The sequence below is a fragment of the Pseudoalteromonas sp. XI10 genome (assembly GCF_001469895.1).
Classification (GTDB): Bacteria; Pseudomonadota; Gammaproteobacteria; order Enterobacterales; family Alteromonadaceae; genus Pseudoalteromonas.
In genome coordinates this window covers 250,806-266,838 of record NZ_LOPY01000061.1, presented here as the reverse complement: position 1 = coordinate 266,838, position 16,033 = coordinate 250,806, and the positions used below count along the sequence as shown (strand labels likewise).

At 41.9% G+C, this 16,033-nt stretch carries 18 protein-coding genes, 2 rRNA genes and 1 riboswitch; of the genes, 17 read left to right on the top strand and 3 right to left on the bottom strand.

Going from position 1 to position 16,033, the window contains the following annotated elements; genetic code table 11:
* Nucleotides 1-166: 166 nt before the first annotated feature.
* From rrf (AUR67_RS19885) to ung, 13 genes are all read left to right on the top strand, one after another.
* Nucleotides 167-281: ribosomal RNA gene (gene rrf, locus AUR67_RS19885) — 5S ribosomal RNA — on the top strand.
* 76 nt (nt 282-357) lie between these two features.
* A 5S ribosomal RNA gene (rrf, locus tag AUR67_RS19880) occupies nt 358-472 on the top strand.
* A 555-nt stretch (nt 473-1,027) separates the two neighbouring features.
* Nucleotides 1,028-1,456, top strand: coding sequence for an FKBP-type peptidyl-prolyl cis-trans isomerase (locus tag AUR67_RS19875; protein ID WP_058586528.1), 429 nt, complete (start codon nt 1,028-1,030; stop codon nt 1,454-1,456).
* Nucleotides 1,457-1,540: 84 nt separating this feature from the next.
* Entirely contained in the window at nt 1,541-2,158 is a 618-nt protein-coding gene (locus AUR67_RS19870) for a histidine phosphatase family protein (RefSeq protein ID WP_058586527.1), read from the top strand.
* A 60-nt stretch (nt 2,159-2,218) separates the two neighbouring features.
* Nucleotides 2,219-2,286: riboswitch (cobalamin riboswitch) on the top strand.
* Nucleotides 2,287-2,389: 103 nt separating this feature from the next.
* Nucleotides 2,390-3,220 carry an ABC transporter ATP-binding protein gene (locus tag AUR67_RS19865; RefSeq protein ID WP_058586526.1) on the top strand — a complete coding sequence of 277 codons (831 nt, stop codon included), beginning with the start codon at nt 2,390-2,392 and terminating at the stop codon, nt 3,218-3,220.
* The gene (locus AUR67_RS21320; protein WP_058586525.1) at nt 3,213-4,202 is read left to right on the top strand and encodes a FecCD family ABC transporter permease; all 990 of its coding nucleotides are present in this window, start codon (nt 3,213-3,215) and stop codon (nt 4,200-4,202) included. Before AUR67_RS19865 ends, AUR67_RS21320 begins: the two co-directional genes overlap by 8 nt.
* Nucleotides 4,203-4,205: 3 nt before the next feature.
* Nucleotides 4,206-5,267, top strand: coding sequence for a nicotinate-nucleotide--dimethylbenzimidazole phosphoribosyltransferase (gene cobT, locus AUR67_RS21315; RefSeq protein ID WP_058586524.1), 1,062 nt, complete (start codon nt 4,206-4,208; stop codon nt 5,265-5,267).
* The gene (locus AUR67_RS19850) at nt 5,221-6,075 is read left to right on the top strand and encodes an adenosylcobinamide-GDP ribazoletransferase (RefSeq protein ID WP_321166310.1); all 855 of its coding nucleotides are present in this window, start codon (nt 5,221-5,223) and stop codon (nt 6,073-6,075) included. The genes cobT and AUR67_RS19850 overlap by 47 nt, the downstream gene beginning before the upstream one ends.
* Nucleotides 6,072-6,599 (top strand): bifunctional adenosylcobinamide kinase/adenosylcobinamide-phosphate guanylyltransferase, encoded by a 528-nt coding sequence (cobU, locus tag AUR67_RS19845; RefSeq protein ID WP_058586522.1) that lies wholly within the window; start codon nt 6,072-6,074, stop codon nt 6,597-6,599. Before AUR67_RS19850 ends, cobU begins: the two co-directional genes overlap by 4 nt.
* Nucleotides 6,599-8,083: a cobyric acid synthase gene (locus tag AUR67_RS19840; RefSeq protein WP_058586521.1), complete on the top strand. Its 1,485-nt coding sequence runs from the start codon at nt 6,599-6,601 to the stop codon at nt 8,081-8,083. Before cobU ends, AUR67_RS19840 begins: the two co-directional genes overlap by 1 nt.
* A 9-nt stretch (nt 8,084-8,092) precedes the next feature.
* Nucleotides 8,093-8,692: a cob(I)yrinic acid a,c-diamide adenosyltransferase gene (gene cobO / locus AUR67_RS19835; RefSeq protein ID WP_054562333.1), complete on the top strand. Its 600-nt coding sequence runs from the start codon at nt 8,093-8,095 to the stop codon at nt 8,690-8,692.
* 1 nt (nt 8,693) lies between these two features.
* Nucleotides 8,694-9,551, top strand: a complete 858-nt coding sequence (locus tag AUR67_RS19830; RefSeq protein WP_058586520.1) for a cobalamin-binding protein — start codon at nt 8,694-8,696, stop codon at nt 9,549-9,551.
* Nucleotides 9,548-10,222 carry a uracil-DNA glycosylase gene (gene ung, locus AUR67_RS19825; protein WP_058586519.1) on the top strand — a complete coding sequence of 225 codons (675 nt, stop codon included), beginning with the start codon at nt 9,548-9,550 and terminating at the stop codon, nt 10,220-10,222. The genes AUR67_RS19830 and ung overlap by 4 nt, the downstream gene beginning before the upstream one ends.
* Before the next feature lie 32 nt (nt 10,223-10,254).
* On the opposite strand, the gene AUR67_RS19820 is transcribed toward ung, so the two are convergent.
* Together AUR67_RS19820 and tal are read right to left on the bottom strand one after the other, a co-directional pair.
* Nucleotides 10,255-10,443 (bottom strand): DUF3545 family protein, encoded by a 189-nt coding sequence (locus AUR67_RS19820; protein WP_054562330.1) that lies wholly within the window; start codon nt 10,441-10,443, stop codon nt 10,255-10,257.
* Between the two features lie 186 nt (nt 10,444-10,629).
* Nucleotides 10,630-11,580 carry a transaldolase gene (tal, locus tag AUR67_RS19815; RefSeq protein ID WP_054562329.1) on the bottom strand — a complete coding sequence of 317 codons (951 nt, stop codon included), beginning with the start codon at nt 11,578-11,580 and terminating at the stop codon, nt 10,630-10,632.
* Between the two features lie 222 nt (nt 11,581-11,802).
* Between tal and yaaA the strand changes: the two genes are divergently transcribed.
* Both yaaA and AUR67_RS19805 read left to right on the top strand, forming a co-directional pair.
* On the top strand, nt 11,803-12,582 hold the full coding sequence (yaaA, locus tag AUR67_RS19810) for a peroxide stress protein YaaA (protein ID WP_058586518.1): 780 nt from the start codon (nt 11,803-11,805) through the stop codon (nt 12,580-12,582).
* 130 nt (nt 12,583-12,712) lie between these two features.
* Nucleotides 12,713-13,648: a mechanosensitive ion channel family protein gene (locus tag AUR67_RS19805; protein WP_058586517.1), complete on the top strand. Its 936-nt coding sequence runs from the start codon at nt 12,713-12,715 to the stop codon at nt 13,646-13,648.
* A gap of 204 nt (nt 13,649-13,852) precedes the next feature.
* Here AUR67_RS19805 and AUR67_RS19800 read toward each other — a convergent pair whose 3' ends face one another.
* Nucleotides 13,853-14,791 carry a hypothetical protein gene (locus AUR67_RS19800; protein WP_152996552.1) on the bottom strand — a complete coding sequence of 313 codons (939 nt, stop codon included), beginning with the start codon at nt 14,789-14,791 and terminating at the stop codon, nt 13,853-13,855.
* 302 nt (nt 14,792-15,093) lie between these two features.
* Between AUR67_RS19800 and AUR67_RS19795 the strand changes: the two genes are divergently transcribed.
* Both AUR67_RS19795 and AUR67_RS19790 read left to right on the top strand, forming a co-directional pair.
* Nucleotides 15,094-15,372 (top strand): type II toxin-antitoxin system RelE/ParE family toxin, encoded by a 279-nt coding sequence (locus AUR67_RS19795; RefSeq protein ID WP_054554252.1) that lies wholly within the window; start codon nt 15,094-15,096, stop codon nt 15,370-15,372.
* Nucleotides 15,372-15,665 (top strand): HigA family addiction module antitoxin, encoded by a 294-nt coding sequence (locus AUR67_RS19790; protein ID WP_058586516.1) that lies wholly within the window; start codon nt 15,372-15,374, stop codon nt 15,663-15,665. Before AUR67_RS19795 ends, AUR67_RS19790 begins: the two co-directional genes overlap by 1 nt.
* Nucleotides 15,666-16,033: the final 368 nt, after the last annotated feature.

Here is a 16,033-nt window from a genome sequence, read left to right as displayed (position 1 = left end):
ATTAAGCTAACCTGTACTAATTACCCGTGAGGCTTAACCATACAACGCCAAACGCGTTTTATGACAGCGTAACAGACAGAAGTTAAGAAAACTAAAGTAGACATTTACTTAATATCAGAATTCCAGATTTTAGTTAATTGCTAAAGCGATTAACGAACCAAATTTGCTTGGTGACAATAGCGTTTTGGACCCACCTGACCCCATGCCGAACTCAGTAGTGAAACGAAACAGCGCCGATGATAGTGTAGCAGCTGCTATGTGAAAGTAGGTCATCGCCAGGCTCCAAATTCAGTCGTAAGACTTTAAATTAGGTCGAAAGACTATAAATAAAATAATAAGAAAATTGAAAAGAATTTTCTTGGTGACAATAGCGTTTTGGACCCACCTGACCCCATGCCGAACTCAGTAGTGAAACGAAACAGCGCCGATGATAGTGTAGCAGTTGCTATGTGAAAGTAGGTCATCGCCAGGATCCTATTAAAGAAAGCCCGATTCGAAAGAGTCGGGCTTTTTTGCGTCTGGAGCTGTCAGCCAGGTAGGTTGGGTAGAGCGCAGCGAAACCCAACACGAGTTAGCGAGCTGCAAGTTAGCAAGGGTAAAGTTGAACTGTTGAGTTATTTATTACCGAGACTCCCTCAGCAACATCCCCGTAGGAGGCACTTCAGTGCCGAATTAATAAAGAGCAAACACATTCATGGCTAAAGCCATTCCTACAAGTACACTTTGCCTAGAGCCTAGAGCCTAGAGCCTAGAGCCTAGAGCCTAGAGCCTAGAACCTCCGGCAGAGGGAGACTCTGACCCAAACACCCACACCGCGCGGCTGATCGCTGACGGCTGAAAGCAGATAGTTCTGTGATGTGTTGGGTTTCGCTTCGCTCTACCCAACCTACGCCAGACCCTTAAACTTTACTCTTTCTAACTCGTATCTTTCCCCTTTCTAACTTGCAACTTTACTCTCGCAAACTTGCTTCCCTTACCTTGTTATGCGATAAAGCGTTTTATATTTGTAATACAATTAAGGTGTGCTGTGTCTCGCAAGAAAACAACTAAGTCAAAAGGCTCTTCAGGTTTAAATCGTAAAAATAGTGAAGCATTTATTGCTAAGTTCTCATCGCATCCAGATACACACCTGTGCCCGTCGGGTTTAATGTATAAAGTGATTGATGAAGTTGAAGGGGATCGAGTAACAGAGTTCGATACAGTGGTTATTAACCAACGTATTATGCTTGCTGATGGCAATGTGATTGCCGACAGTTATAAAGCGGGTATGCCTGAGGTGTTCGCTTTATCCGAAGCTATAGAAGGGTTAAGAGAAGGTTTGTTATTAATGAATATTGGTTCTCGCTATGAATTTGTGATCCCTCCAGAGCTTGCTTGGGGTAAAAAAGGTAACGGTGGCAAGATTGGCGCAAATGCAGTGCTACATTTTGACGTTCGTCTGATGCGTTTAGCTTAACTCTCTGAGTATAGTTCCCTTAGCATAAGTCGACAGAGGACTTAAAACGCGTTAACGTTCACTATTGGTTTACTGAGGAACATTATGGACGCATTTACTTCACGAGTTTACTTTCTTCGCCATGGTGAAATCGCTACGCCTGGAATTCTCTCTGGGCAAATCGATGTCGGTTTATCTGAGCAAGGCCTTGAACAAATGCGCCAAGCTTCTGCCGAGCTCATACATTTAAATGCCATATATAGCTCTCCGCTCAAGCGTTGCTCAGTCCACGCTGATTATCTAGCAAATCAACACTCACTGCATGTACAGTATTATAACGCGCTAAAAGAGTTTAATTTTGGTGATTGGGATGGCCAAGACTACCAACAGCTTTGGCAGCAAACGAGTAAGCCTCATATTGGTGATTTTTGGCAGCATCCTTGGCAAGTAAAAGTGCCCAATGGTGAATCTATGGCAGACTTTTACGCTCGGGTGGAGGCATGGTGGCAAACATTTTTACAATCACTATGTGAATCTAAGCATGAACAGTCATTGGTAATAAGTCATGCAGGTGTGATCAAACAAATCCTCGCTATTGTTTGTCAGATGCCAAAACAATCAGCCACGCATTTAAATGTTTTTCATCTTCCTTATGCAGGGCTTATTACACTCGATGTATATATAGATGAACAAGGACAAGCTTGGCCTAAAATTGTTTTTTAGCCATCTAGAGCGATATTCATTGAATTATTTACTTAGCCCGCCATAATACTCATATGCTATGGAATGGAGTGAAATTCTCCAGCTGTTCCCGCAACTGTAATCCATCTAAATAATGGTCAGCCAGATACTTAGCACTAACAACTAATCATCGAGCGGGTCAACTCACATCATTTTCTGGTACTTACCAGTGCTTTCTTGTGCGTTGCGATTACTCGCCAAGAGAGAATAAGCTTGCAACAAAATAGCCTTAGCGCTGCGCCATTAATATCAGTGTCTGATTTAAGTTGGGGTACTGCGAATAAAACTATACTTAAATCAATTAACCTTGAGTTAAAAGCAGGGCAGTTTATCGGTCTACTCGGCCCTAATGGGGCGGGTAAATCAAGCCTGCTGCGTTGCCTTTATCGTTACTTGAAACCTCAGCAAGGGGTTGTGCTGCTGAGCGGTCAAGATATCTGGCAAATCAGTGCTGATGAATATGCAAAGCAGGTTGCAGTGGTTTTACAAGAGTCTCCATCGCAGTTTAATTTGTCTTTGTTCGATGTAGTGAGTTTAGGCTTAACACCCCATAAGCGACTTTTCAGCGGCACGTCTGCCAATGATAAGCAGCGAATATATCAAGCGATTGAGCAGGTTGGTTTATCTCATCATAGTGAGCAAGCATTTGATTCGCTCTCAGGTGGCGAAAAGCAAAGAGCGCTTATTGCACGTTCTATCGTGCAACAACCTAAGTTGCTCATCATGGATGAGCCTACAAGTCACCTTGATGTTAAATACCAAATTCAAATAATGGAATTAGCAAAGTCCCTCGATGTGACTGTGCTTGCCTCTTTCCATGATTTAAATCTCGCGGCGAGTTTATGTGATGAATTATTGGTGATTGATGAAGGGCGTTTGGTTTGTCAGGGGCAACCAAAAGCGGTGCTTACTGAGCAGCTGTTGAGTGATGTATTTGGTGTCTGCGCAGCGGTATCTGCTCACCCGCAATCAAGCACTGATAAGTTTATTCCGCACATCACTTATTTTTATGGCTATCAGACACAGGAGCATCAAAATGACTGATGCAATGCGTTTAAGTATCTGTGTTGTCGTTGGGCTTATTAGTTGTTTTTTAGCATTGAGCTTTGGTGCTGCAAATACGCCACTGAGTGATGTTTTTAATGGTTTGTTTAGCCAAGGTAGCGATGAATTTGTGCAGCGTATTATTTGGCAGTTGCGTATGCCAAGAACGGTGCTGGCATTTTTAGCAGGCTCAGGGCTTGCTCTGGCAGGACTAATTTTGCAGACCGTAACCCGAAACCCGCTTGCTGACCCTTATTTGTTTGGTATTTCTTCTGGGGCTTCATTTGGTGTGGTGTGCTTTATAGCCCTAACCGGTGTGAGTTTTGGCTTTAGTATGTCAGTTGCAGCATTTGCCGGAAGCTTACTTTCTATGCTGTTGCTTATTGCTATTGCAGGGCGTCGCCATGTTGGCCAAGTTGAAGCCATGTTACTCGCTGGTGTTGCTTTATCTTTTTTATTTAGTGCTTTGACAAGTTTGCTGCTTTATTTTAGCGATCCTCAAGCTATAACCGCCATTTTGTTTTGGACTATGGGCAGTTTTTCTCGTGCGCAGTGGGACACTCTTTGGCTGCCATTTACCGTTATTATTGCCTGTATGACGCTGATGATTGCATTTCGTCGTCAGCTTAATGCAATGCTGCTTGGTGATGAAAGTGCTGCGACTTTGGGGATTCATGTGCAACGCTTTCGGATCATGATGCTGCTGCTAAGTTCATTAATCACAGCGGTGCTTGTTGCGATGTGTGGGGGCGTTGGTTTTGTCGGCCTGATGATCCCACATATTGTGCGCTACTTTTCACCGCAAGGCAGCAGCCATAACTTAGTTATGACATCCTTGGTAGGTGGCATTTTTATGGTGTGGGTCGATGTGATATGCCGAACCCTATTGAATAACCAAGAACTACCTGTTGGTGTGATCACAGCCGCTATCGGTAGTGTGTTCTTTTTATTCTTACTTTATTTTCGTAAACAGAGCAGGTAGCTAATGTTTAATATCATGCCTCTTAATCAGCAATTTTCAGCTGTAATTCAACAAAAAATAGACCTTAAAACAAAGCCGCTAGGAGCTTTGGGTCAGCTTGAAAGTTGTGCCAAACAATTAACGCTTATTTTTTCAAAGCAGCTTGATAGTGAGCAGGCGCTAGTTGCCTTTAAACCGGTTATTTCAAACCCTTCTCTAGTTGTATTTGCGGGTGATCATGGTGTGGCAAGCCAAGGTGTGTCGATTGCTCCTAGCAGCGTTACATCGCAAATGGTGGCAAACTTTGCAGCAGGAGGCGCAGCGATCAACGTGTTTTGTCGCCAGCTTGGCTGGCAGCTAGAAGTTGTTGACGCTGGAACACTCAGTACTTCACACGATAAAAGTGTGCATAACCAGCGTTTAGGTGACATCACTGCACCACTGGATACTGAAATGGCCATGTCACTTAGCCAGGTTGAAAAAGGGTTTGAATTAGCCAAACAGCGAGTTCATTCACTCTATGAGCAAGGTTGTAATACCATCGCCTTTGGTGAGATGGGTATTGGCAATACCACAAGTGCTGCGGCATTAATGGCTGCCTTGTTGTCGTTACCTGCCAGCCAATGTGTTGGTAAAGGTACAGGTGTGAGTGATGAGGTTGTTGCTAAAAAAATCAAGGTTGTCGAGCAAGCCCTTCAATTACATAAAGCTCACTTTGATGACCCACTAATGACGCTCGCTGCATTAGGCGGTTTTGAAATTGTACAGATCACCGGTGCCATTTTAGCTGCTGCCGAGCTTGGTATAGCGGTGATCGTGGATGGCTTTATTTGTACCACAGCGGCGCTTGTTGCAATTCGTATTAATGCAAACGCTCGCGATTACATGTTATTTGCTCATGCCTCTGATGAGCAAGGGCATAAAGCAATGCTCAATGCCTTACATGCAGCACCATTATTGCAGCTTGATTTACGGTTAGGAGAGGGCACCGGGGCTGCGCTTGCTTTACCTTTACTGCAAGCATCTTTGGCGTTTTATAATGACATGGCAAGTTTTGCCGATGCCAATGTTGAGCAAGTTGTCTGATATGAGCACTGAACAACACACTTCTGGTTCTACTCCAAGTCAGCTTCAGCTATTTTTGCTAGCGCTTAGTTTTTTAACGCGTATCCCCATTAAATTAAACTTTGCAGTATCAAGTCAGGCACTCAATCAGGCCAGCCGCTATTTTGCATTGGTCGGTGTGATATTAGGTGCAGTTTTAGCGCTGAGTTTTTTACTGCTAAGTTGGTTATTCCCTGCAGCCATTGCAGTCGCGTTAGTTATGGCGTTTAGCTTGATAATCACAGGGGCATTCCATGAAGATGGCCTTGCAGATGTCTGGGATGGCTTTGGTGGTGGTTGGCACGTTGCAGATAAGCTGAGCATTATGAAAGACAGTCGCTTAGGTACCTATGGTGCTGCGGCGCTTGTGATAGCCTTACTAATTAAATACCAAACACTCGTTGCACTCAGCGAGGCAACCAGTACGCTGATTATTGCACTTGTTTTAGGGCAAAGCTTAAGTCGGGTTGTAGCAACAAGTTTAATTGCAGATATGGACTATGTAAGTCAGGACGCCACATCTAAAGTAAAACCAATTGCGATGCATTTAAGCACGCAAAGTTATCAAATACTGCTAGCAACTGGCGGTGCGGTGTTAGCAATTGCATGGTTGTTTTTTGGCTTCACTTTAGGGCAATTATTAATCCTCATTAGTGTGCTTATTGTTACTCGTTTACTATTGAAGCGCTGGTTTGAAAAACAGTTATCTGGCTATACCGGTGATTGCTTGGGAGCAGCCCAGCAAGTATCAGAGCTTGCTACCTATCTTTGCTTGGTGAGCTTATTATGAGCCAACAACATACTTTAATTTTAGGTGGTGCTCGCAGCGGTAAAAGCCGTTTTGCTGAGCAGCTGGCAACAGACTCAAACAAGTCGCTTATCTACATTGCCACAGCCAATGCGGGTGATGAAGAAATGACAACCCGAATTAATAGGCATCAAGCTGAGCGCGCTAAGAATTGGCAACTTGTTGAAGAGCCTTTGTATTTGGCTAAAGCATTACAACAACATAGCCAAGCTGAAAACTGTATTTTAGTGGATTGTTTAACCCTTTGGCTGAGTAATTGCTTATGTCAGCATGGTGAAGCATTTTGGCTTGAGCAAAAAGCGGCCTTACTCGATGTGCTATCGCAATTGACGGGTGAGGTGATTTTTGTCAGCAATGAAGTGGGTCATGGCATTGTGCCGCTTGGTGAGTTAAGCCGTCAGTTTGTTGATCATTCAGGTTGGTTGCATCAAGCCTTAGCACAGCAAGTTGCACGTGTTGAGTTTGTGATTGCAGGTCTTGCACAAACCTTAAAAAGAGAACAATGATGAAAACAATAATGGTGCAAGGCACGACCTCAGATGCAGGTAAAAGCACTCTTGTAGCAGCACTTTGCCGGATCTTTGCTGAGCGAGGCATAAAGGTTGCGCCCTTTAAGCCACAAAATATGGCGTTAAATAGCGCTGTAACCGCAGATGGTGGCGAGATAGGTCGCGCACAAGCTTTGCAAGCTGTAGCGGCAAAAGTCCCCGCAGAAGTCGATTTTAATCCTATCTTATTAAAACCTAACAGCGATACCGGGGCGCAGGTAATCGTTCATGGTAAAGCGCTTTCGAATATGGAAGCAGGCAGTTATCACGACTACAAAAAAGTGGCGATGGATGCAGTTCTTACTTCACAGCAGCGCTTAAGTGAGCGTTTTGAATTACTGGTTGTTGAAGGTGCTGGGAGCCCTGCAGAAATTAACCTGCGCGAAAACGACATTGCCAATATGGGTTACGCTGAGGCGGTAGATTGCCCAGTGATCATTATTGCCGATATCGATAAAGGCGGTGTGTTTGCCCATTTAGTCGGAACGTTAGCCTTGTTGTCTGAGTCGGAGCAAGCGCGCGTTAAAGGCTTTGTGATTAATCGTTTTCGGGGCGATATTGCGTTATTGCAAGGTGGCCTTGATTGGTTAGAGCAATACACCAATAAGCCGGTACTTGGGGTATTACCATATTTACATGACTTAGCACTCGATGCTGAAGATGCCGTTGCTATAACTAATCAGGTCGATAAGCCGCAATTACGCATAGCGGTGCTGCTACTTCCTCATATTAGTAATCACACAGACTTTGATGCACTGCGATTACAACCAGAAATCGATTTACAGTATGTACGTCATACTCAGGCTATTCCAAGTGTTGATCTGATTATTATACCGGGCAGTAAAAATGTACTCGGCGATTTAGCGTTTTTAAAAAATGAAGGTTGGCATAAACAAATAACACGTCATTTACGCTATGGCGGTAAAGTGCTTGGAGTATGCGGTGGACTGCAGATGTTAGGTAACTACCTTGCTGATCCACATGCTGTGGAGTCTAATTTAGGCAGCGCAGCAGGGCTTGGGCTTGCTGACTTTGAAACGCAATTAGGGCAACAAAAAGTACTAAGCCAAGTCTCTGGCATTCTTCATTTAAACAATAGCGATAAAGCAATTTCAGGTTATGAAATTCACGCCGGGATTAGTCAAGGGCCGGCACTTGATAAGCCATTTTTGAGCTTTATTGAACACCCAAGTAGATGCAAAGTAGATGGTTTTATTAGTGATGATAACCAAGTAGCAGGTACTTACTTACATGGCTTGTTCGATACCCCTGAGGGCGTATCTGAGCTAATAACTTGGCTTGCAACAAATAACCAAATTAAACCAATTGATATTAATTTAAACCGTGAACAGCAGTTAAGCCGTTTAGCAAACGTGGTAGCAGAGAATCTCGATATTGAACAAATCATCAATATTTATGAGAACTTCAATTTAGAGAAATAAGGAACAACAATGAGCGAACAGAATCAAGATAAGCACCAACAACGCCAGCAAAAAGTAAAAGAAAAAGTCGACGAACGGATTGCTGCTGCACAAAAAGAGCAAGGGATTTTTCAGGTTATAACTGGCAACGGTAAGGGAAAATCGACTTCTGGGTTTGGTACTGTCGCACGTGCGGTAGGTCACGGAATGAAAGCAGCTGTGTGTCAGTTTATTAAAGGCACATGGGAATGCGGTGAACGCAACCTACTCGAAAAAGCAGGGGTTGAATTTGTTATTATGAACACCGGTTTTACTTGGGAAACACAAAATAAAGAGTCAGATACTGCTGCTGCGCAAGTGACATGGCAAGAAGCGAAAAGAATGCTGAAGGATGAGTCGATTAACCTCGTTATGCTCGACGAAATAACCTATATGATCACCTACGGTTATATTGATTTAGACGAAGTGCTAGAAGCAGTTAGCTCTCGTCCTGCTATGCAATCGGTGATTATTACAGGTCGTGGTGCGCACCGCAAACTAACCGACTTAGCTGATACAGTCAGTGAAGTCAGAAACGTAAAACACGCTTTTGATGCAGGAATAAAAGCGCAAAAAGGGTTCGATTTTTAACATGAAGGCCATCAAGTTAGCACTTTTAGGTTTTTTATTTTATTTACCTGCATTGGCTCAGGCTCATGAAATTAAAGAGCCGCAGCGTATCGTTGCCTTAGCACCGCACATCGTTGAAAACCTATTTGCGATTGGAGCAGGAGAGCGCATTGTCGGTACGGTTGACTATGCAGACTTTCCTCAGCAAGCGAATGATATCGAACGAGTAGGCGGCTATTACGGAATTAACATGGAAAAGCTGTTGTCGTTAAAACCAGACCTAGTTCTGGCTTGGAAAACGGGTAACAAAGCCGAAGATCTCGCTTACATTGAAAAATTAGGTATTCCGGTAGCGTACAGCAATCCAAATCAAGTTGATAATGTGGCTGATGAACTACGTAAACTGGGCACGCTTACGCATTTGCAAACCAAGGCAAATAAAGTAGCCAAAGAGTTTGAAACTAAACTCAATGCTATTCGTACAGCGCAAGAAGGCAAACCGAAAGTGTCGGTGTTTTATCAATTATGGCCTGAGCCAATGATGACAGTTGGCGGAAACACTTGGATCAATCAGCTATTAACTATTTGTCATGCGGATAATGTGTTTGCTAATAGTGATACAGACTACCCGCGTATTAGTATTGAAAATGTATTGGTTGCCAATCCAGAGGTAGTGATTATTCCAGATGAAAAATCGAAAAAGCCTCAGCCTAAAATTGATTGGCGACAATGGCCTGAATTGCCAGCGGTGCAACATAACCAGTTTATTAGTGTAAACGCAGACTTATTGCACCGTTTTACAACTCGTATGCTTGATGGTTTAACTGATATGTGTGGTAAAATAGATGTTTCTCGTCAGCAAATACAGGCTTCAAAATGAACGATTGGCAAACATTTCTAGATACCGAACTAGCTAAGCCCTACATGCAAGAAACCTTACAATATGTCGCCGATAGACGCGCAGCAGGCGTTACCGTTTATCCGAAAGACGAACAGGTATTCTCAGCTTTTGAAGCCACACCTCTGAATGAAGTTAAGGTGGTTATTTTAGGGCAAGATCCTTACCACGGAGAAGGCCAAGCCCATGGTTTGTGCTTTTCGGTATTACCTGAAGTTAAAAAATTACCACCGTCTTTGAAGAATATGTACAAAGAGTTGGCAACCGATATCGAAGGTTTTGAGATCCCTCACCATGGCTATTTGCAAAGCTGGGCTGAGCAAGGCGTGTTCTTACTCAACACGGTATTAACTGTTGAGCAAGGGCAAGCTCATTCTCATAAGCACCTTGGTTGGGAAAAATTTACTGATGCAGTAATTGCGCTTATTAATCAGCACTGTGACGGTGTGGTGTTTGTGTTGTGGGGCGCACATGCTCAGAAAAAAGGCAAACACATTGATACCTCGCGTCATCATGTGATCCAAGGCCCGCATCCATCACCGCTTTCTGCACATCGTGGCTTTTTTGGTTGTCAGCATTTTTCAAAGACAAACCAACTACTTACTGATCAAAATAAAGCGCCAGTAAATTGGTCGTTGCCACAAATTCTATAGCACAAATGCAAAAGGCCCTTGCGGGCCTTTAATTAAAAGTCTAATTCATCAAGCTCAATGCTGTCTGTGAAATAGTCTAACTCCTGTAGTTCTTTGCGAAGTCTATGCTTGTCTTTCAAAGCTTCGATTTCGCGCCATTTTCTCTTTTTATTTTTTGTAGAGGTCTTTTTTGTTTTACTAGGACCTTCTAATATTTCTAAAATATCGTCTAGGCTATCCATGAACTTCTCCTATTGATTTTTTGAACCTCGGAAATACCTATACCACAGGCTGCTCAAAAATAGAATAAAAAAGTGACAATACTGTTACAGAAGTGTGATTGATAGATGAATAGATCAAAGGTTTAGTTATTTTAGAAACAAAAACGCCACCTAGCGGTGGCGTTTAAAAAAATGCTGTAATTTGAATTACATTGCTTTAAAGCGTGCTTCTAATTCAAGCTGTGCTTGTGCAAAAGAGCGAATACCCTCAGCAAGTTTTTCTGTCGCCATAGCATCTTGGTTATGTAACCAACGGAACTGGCTTTCAGTTAGTGGTGCTGGTTTTTCTTCAACAGTAAAGTCGCTCTCTAGTAGGTACTCTTGTGCATCCGTTAATTGGCCTAACTCTTCTAAAAGACCCGGGCTAATCGTTAACTTATCACAGCCAGTAAGTGCGATGATCTCGCCTGTGTTACGGAAGCTTGCGCCCATAACAACTGTTTTGTAATCGTGGCGTTTGTAGAATTCGTAAATGCTACGTACAGATTGCACACCAGGATCGTTTAGTGGATCAGTTGGTTTTTCCATACCGTTAGCAACGTGCCAGTCTAAGATACGGCCAACAAATGGTGAAATTAAAAATACATTTGCATCGGCACATGCGCGTGCTTGTGCTTCAGAGAATAACAGCGTTAAGTTACACTTAGTGCCTTCTTTTTCAAGCTGCTCAGCGGCTTTGATACCTTCCCAAGTTGATGCAACTTTGATTAGAATTTTATCTTTGCTAACACCTTCTTTTTCGTAAAGGCTCAGTAAAGTGTGGGCTTTGTCGATAGTCGCTTGAGTATCAAATGATAAACGTGCGTCTACCTCTGTAGAGATATAGCCCGGTACGATTTCGCTAATTTCTTTACCAATTAATACAGCAAAGTAATCACATGCTAACTCAAGTTGTTTAGCTGCATCTTGCTCGGTTTCTTTGGCATATTGCCACGCTTTATCTAAATAAGGCTTATACGCTTCAATTTCACTGGCTTTTAAAAGTAGAGATGGGTTTGTTGTTGCATCTTCTGGTTGGTGCTTTTTGATAGCTTCGATATCACCTGTATCTGCAACAATAGATGAATGCTGTTTAAGCCTTTGTAGTGCTGAAGTCATTTGCTTTCCTCATTCCAAGCAAGTTAAAAGAAAATCCATTATAGCGGCCTTTATGCTGCAACACTATGACAGTGTTTAATAGGTCAAATGTCCTTAATACAGAAAACTAGAACATTATGTATGAAAAGAACAGCGGATAAAGGCAGGACGAAACAAAACGTGCATTTTGATTCAATTAATGTTGAAATTGACATCAAACAAATTACAAGTCAATAGCTAAGTATGATCACTGTTATTTCACCAGCAAAAAATCTAGATTATGAAACACCAGCCACGACCGATAAATTCACTCAACCTGAATTACTCGAGCATAGCGAAGAGTTAATGTCAGTTTGCCGTGATTTAACACCAGCGCAAATTGGTAGCCTAATGAAAATCAGCGATAAACTAGCTGGTTTGAATGCGGCACGCTTCGCCGAGTGGTCACAGCCATTTACCCAAGATAACGCAAAACAAGCCGTGCTAGCCTTTAATGGTGATGTATACGGTGGCTTAGATGCGCAAACGCTAAGCAGTACTGATCTTGATTACGCACAGTCGCACTTACGTATTTTGTCTGGCCTTTATGGTGTGCTTAAACCATTAGATTTAATGCAAGCTTACCGCCTTGAAATGGGCACTAAGTTAGAAAACCCACGTGGTAAAAACTTATATGAGTTTTGGGGCAGTGTTATCGCCGAAAAGCTAAATACAGTGCTTGCTGAGCAAGATAGCAAATACTTGGTAAACCTTGCTTCGAATGAGTATTTTAAAGCGGTTGATAAGAAAGCATTAAATGCACAAATCATCACTCCACATTTTAAAGACTGTAAAAACGGCCAATATAAAGTGATCAGCTTTTATGCGAAAAAAGCCCGCGGCATGATGGCACGTTACATCATAGAAAATAAAATCACTCAATTAAGTGATTTAAAAGATTTCACTGTTGCAGGTTATTACTTTAGTAGCGATGCAACAGCAAAAGAATTAGAGCCTGTTTTCTTACGAGAAGAGCAGAACTAATTTTTTAGTAAAATGAATTAGAAAAGCCGTGTTTAGCACGGCTTTTTTTATGGTTTTAATACCCTAAATTAGAAATGGCGTTCATCTTGCTAAATACTTTGTTGAGCAATTAATTCAACAAGGTATAAAAATGTTAAAAATTCCGACAGTAAGTGAAGCTGAAAAGCTGATAGAAGAAAAACTCGGTGGCTGGGTTGATATCATCATAAGCCATATTCCAAACTTTATTGTCGCAGTAATTATTACTATCGTGTTTTCATTGCTGGCGCGTATCGTTGGGTCAATGCTAAGAAAGCTATTACGCCGCTCGTTAGAGTCTTCGCAAATCGCAGACTTAATGTCATCGATAGTAAAAGTCATCGTGTTATGCGTAGGCTTATTTGTAGCCCTTGATTTCTTGGGTCTCAGAGGCACTGTCACCTCATTACTTGCTGGTGCGGGTATTGTTGGTCTTGCAATTGGTTTTGCCTTTCAGGACATGACAGAGAACCTTATAGCGGGTATTGCTATGGGTATTCGCAAACCATTTAAAACAGGTGATGTAATCCGCACCGAAAGCGTGTTTGGTACTGTACGGGCGATTAACCTTAGAAATACCCTCATTGAGAACTTTTATGGGCAACTTATCTTAGTGCCTAATAAGATTTTATTTAGAAATATACTCAGTAACTACAGTACCTTAGGTGTGCGTCGTATCGAAGTGCCAGTAGGTATTTCGTATGCTGACGATCCAGAACAAGCCGCTGAGGTGATTGTTAAAAAAATCAATGAGTTTGATTTTGTGATTAAACAAGAAGAAACCGCAGTTTACGCCGAAAGCTTCGGTGATAGCAGCGTTAACTTACTAGTTTGGTTTTGGATTAAATACCCCGGCGAAGCGGATTTCATGACCGTTCGCCACAAGGCTGTTGTGGCAGTTAGAAACGCCCTAAGCGAAGCTGACATGACCATCCCATTCCCAATCCGCACGTTAGATTTTGGCATCAAAGGCGGCGAAAAATTAAATGCCATGATAAGCGAAAAACAGCAAGATAAAGACGCTGAGGTACCGCAAACCGATGAGTAAAATTTACTGACTCATCGGCGAGATTTACACAGGGAAGTGTGTTTGAGGTGGGGATTAAGTTAAAGTTATGTTGATTACTAGCACAAATTAAATTGATTGAAACAGAGAAAAGTGGACTCTCAGATAAATCAGCAAGTCAAATGTTAGCTAATTTCAAGAAAGAAGCGAGTAAAGGTGGGGAGCTATAAACTTATTTAACCCTCATTACATGTCATTTTTAATCCAAGCTCGTTCATTAGGGTAGTCGACTATAATTCTCAAATATTTAAGCGCAGAACCTCCTAGCGCACCATCAATTTGTTTGTCCATCATAGAAGACATAAATTGATGAAAATTATTATCTTCTCTTCGAGTAAACCAAACAGGACCCACCATTTTATTCGCTATTTTTAGTTGTGGCACTCTGATCATTGATTGTTTGGATAATAAACACGCTTTTTCTATCACCGTCCATTCAGGGTGAGATTTTACCCAATTGTCAAATATTGACGCAGTGATGAAAGAGGTTGCAACTTTTTCACCTGATAAATTTAGTTGCTCAAGAGCTTCATTTGAAGGCCAAGCAGAAGCGCCTGTATCGAATAACATTGGAATCGTTAAGCCATCTACCGATATATTAATGCTCGGAAAACCTAACGTATAATTACCTAATTCATTCTTTTGGAAACCTAGAGGTACTTCTGAGAAGTTATCGGTTTCAGGTAGTTTGGATAAAATAGTGATGCTTTTATCTAGGTAATTAAAATCGATGATTTTTTCAGCATGCCACCTGCCGCCTAAGGTGCCATCCAACTTGTTAGATGAACTTATTTCTCTTCTTGGCACTACTTGTAACTGACCTGCCCACCAATTGTTCAGTCCTGCGATGGGTATCCAAGCACTTTTATCAAATTGCGGCATATCAGTAACTTTAATGACACCGTCTTCAGTTTCTCTACTTTCAATCTTCCATTGATATTTTTCACTGAGTTCTTTTGAAATAGCATTCCAACCACCACCAGTATCGGTGAAAAATGTCACGGTTGTGCCATCACTGAGCTTTGGGGTTAAGTAGATTAAATTATTATCAAATTGACTTGGTAGTTCAGTGGATACGCAAAACAGAGGAGCAATAAGTAGTAAAGCAAATATCAGTTTTTTCAAAATAAACCTTCCAATGGTGATTTGAGCATAGTGATGCATTATGTCGATATCTGAGAAATAACACAAATAACCTAAATTGGTTAAATAAGCTTGAAGTAAGTTGACAGTTTTAACTCGCGCGAAATGAATTTCACGCCTAAGGTGAGCTATTTTTGACTTAGAGTTTAAAATTTACGGCTTAAAGCTTTTAATTAACGCGCTGGTTTTTGCTCCGCTTCAAATTTTAGTCCACGGTTATTCCCCTATGCGAGGGGGTTATAATTAAGGTGGACACCTGTTGCGCAGCACGCTACACTTTAGCAATGATCAAGACATTCAAACATAAAGGCTTGAAAAAGTTCTTTGAGACTGGAAGTAAAGCAGGGATTCAAGCTAAACACGAGCGCCGTTTGAGAATGCAACTAGCCGCTATAGATACCGCTTCGATTATTGAAGATATCGACTTACCTGGATTTAAGTTGCACCCGTTGAAAGGCAATCGAGATGGTGTTTGGTCAATAACTGTAAATGGTAATTGGCGAGTAACATTTGAATTCAAAGATGGTAACGCCTACATATTAAACTACGAGGATTATCACTAATGACTATGCATAATCCACCGCATCCGGGTGAATTTATTTCCGATGTATATATGGAGCCTTTCGGTTACAGCTGTAGATATGTCGCGAAACAATTGGATGTCTCACCTTCAACTCTTAACAGAGTCCTTAAGGGGCAGAGCTCTATTACTCCTGAAATGGCATTAAGATTATCTAAGGCTTTGGGTAGAAGCCCTGAAAGTTGGCTATCGATGCAGGATAATTACAATCTTTGGCAAGCTAAACAAAATGTAAACCTAACCAAGGTACACCCTATTAGTTTTGCAGTAGCGTAATGAGAATAACCACAAGCTTGCTGCTACCTTGGCTGTTCACCTGAAATTTCTTGTGTTATTTATAAGAAATAAGCCATCGCGCGAAATAAATTTCACGCCTACGGTGAGCTATTTTTGACTTAGAGCTTAAAACTAGGGTTTAAAGCTGGGTTCCCGTGTTGGGTTTCGCTACGCTCAAACCAACCTACGGGCTTAAAGTTCTTTATCCTGTTGGGTTTCGCTACGCTCAAACCAACCTACGGGCTTAAAGTTCTTTATCCTGTTGGGTTTCGCTACGCTCAAACCAACCTACGAGCTTAAAGTTTTGTCCTACAAAAAAGCGCAAGCAGTTTAACTGTTTGCGCTTTTTATTTATTTGTTATACCAAC

What these genes read in the sequence shown, in the direction of transcription:
- AUR67_RS19870 (WP_058586527.1), top strand. Translation starts at nt 1,541, where the DNA reads ATGGACGCATTTACTTCACGAGTTTACTTTCTTCGCCATGGTGAAATC.
- AUR67_RS21320 (WP_058586525.1), top strand. Translation starts at nt 3,213, where the DNA reads ATGACTGATGCAATGCGTTTAAGTATCTGTGTTGTCGTTGGGCTTATT.
- cobT (WP_058586524.1), top strand. Translation starts at nt 4,206, where the DNA reads ATGTTTAATATCATGCCTCTTAATCAGCAATTTTCAGCTGTAATTCAA.
- AUR67_RS19850 (WP_321166310.1), top strand. Translation starts at nt 5,221, where the DNA reads ATGACATGGCAAGTTTTGCCGATGCCAATGTTGAGCAAGTTGTCTGAT.
- cobU (WP_058586522.1), top strand. Translation starts at nt 6,072, where the DNA reads ATGAGCCAACAACATACTTTAATTTTAGGTGGTGCTCGCAGCGGTAAA.
- AUR67_RS19840 (WP_058586521.1), top strand. Translation starts at nt 6,599, where the DNA reads ATGAAAACAATAATGGTGCAAGGCACGACCTCAGATGCAGGTAAAAGC.
- cobO (WP_054562333.1), top strand. Translation starts at nt 8,093, where the DNA reads ATGAGCGAACAGAATCAAGATAAGCACCAACAACGCCAGCAAAAAGTA.
- AUR67_RS19830 (WP_058586520.1), top strand. Translation starts at nt 8,694, where the DNA reads ATGAAGGCCATCAAGTTAGCACTTTTAGGTTTTTTATTTTATTTACCT.
- ung (WP_058586519.1), top strand. Translation starts at nt 9,548, where the DNA reads ATGAACGATTGGCAAACATTTCTAGATACCGAACTAGCTAAGCCCTAC.
- AUR67_RS19820 (WP_054562330.1), bottom strand. Translation starts at nt 10,443, where the DNA reads ATGGATAGCCTAGACGATATTTTAGAAATATTAGAAGGTCCTAGTAAA.
- tal (WP_054562329.1), bottom strand. Translation starts at nt 11,580, where the DNA reads ATGACTTCAGCACTACAAAGGCTTAAACAGCATTCATCTATTGTTGCA.
- yaaA (WP_058586518.1), top strand. Translation starts at nt 11,803, where the DNA reads ATGATCACTGTTATTTCACCAGCAAAAAATCTAGATTATGAAACACCA.
- AUR67_RS19805 (WP_058586517.1), top strand. Translation starts at nt 12,713, where the DNA reads ATGTTAAAAATTCCGACAGTAAGTGAAGCTGAAAAGCTGATAGAAGAA.
- AUR67_RS19795 (WP_054554252.1), top strand. Translation starts at nt 15,094, where the DNA reads ATGATCAAGACATTCAAACATAAAGGCTTGAAAAAGTTCTTTGAGACT.
- AUR67_RS19790 (WP_058586516.1), top strand. Translation starts at nt 15,372, where the DNA reads ATGACTATGCATAATCCACCGCATCCGGGTGAATTTATTTCCGATGTA.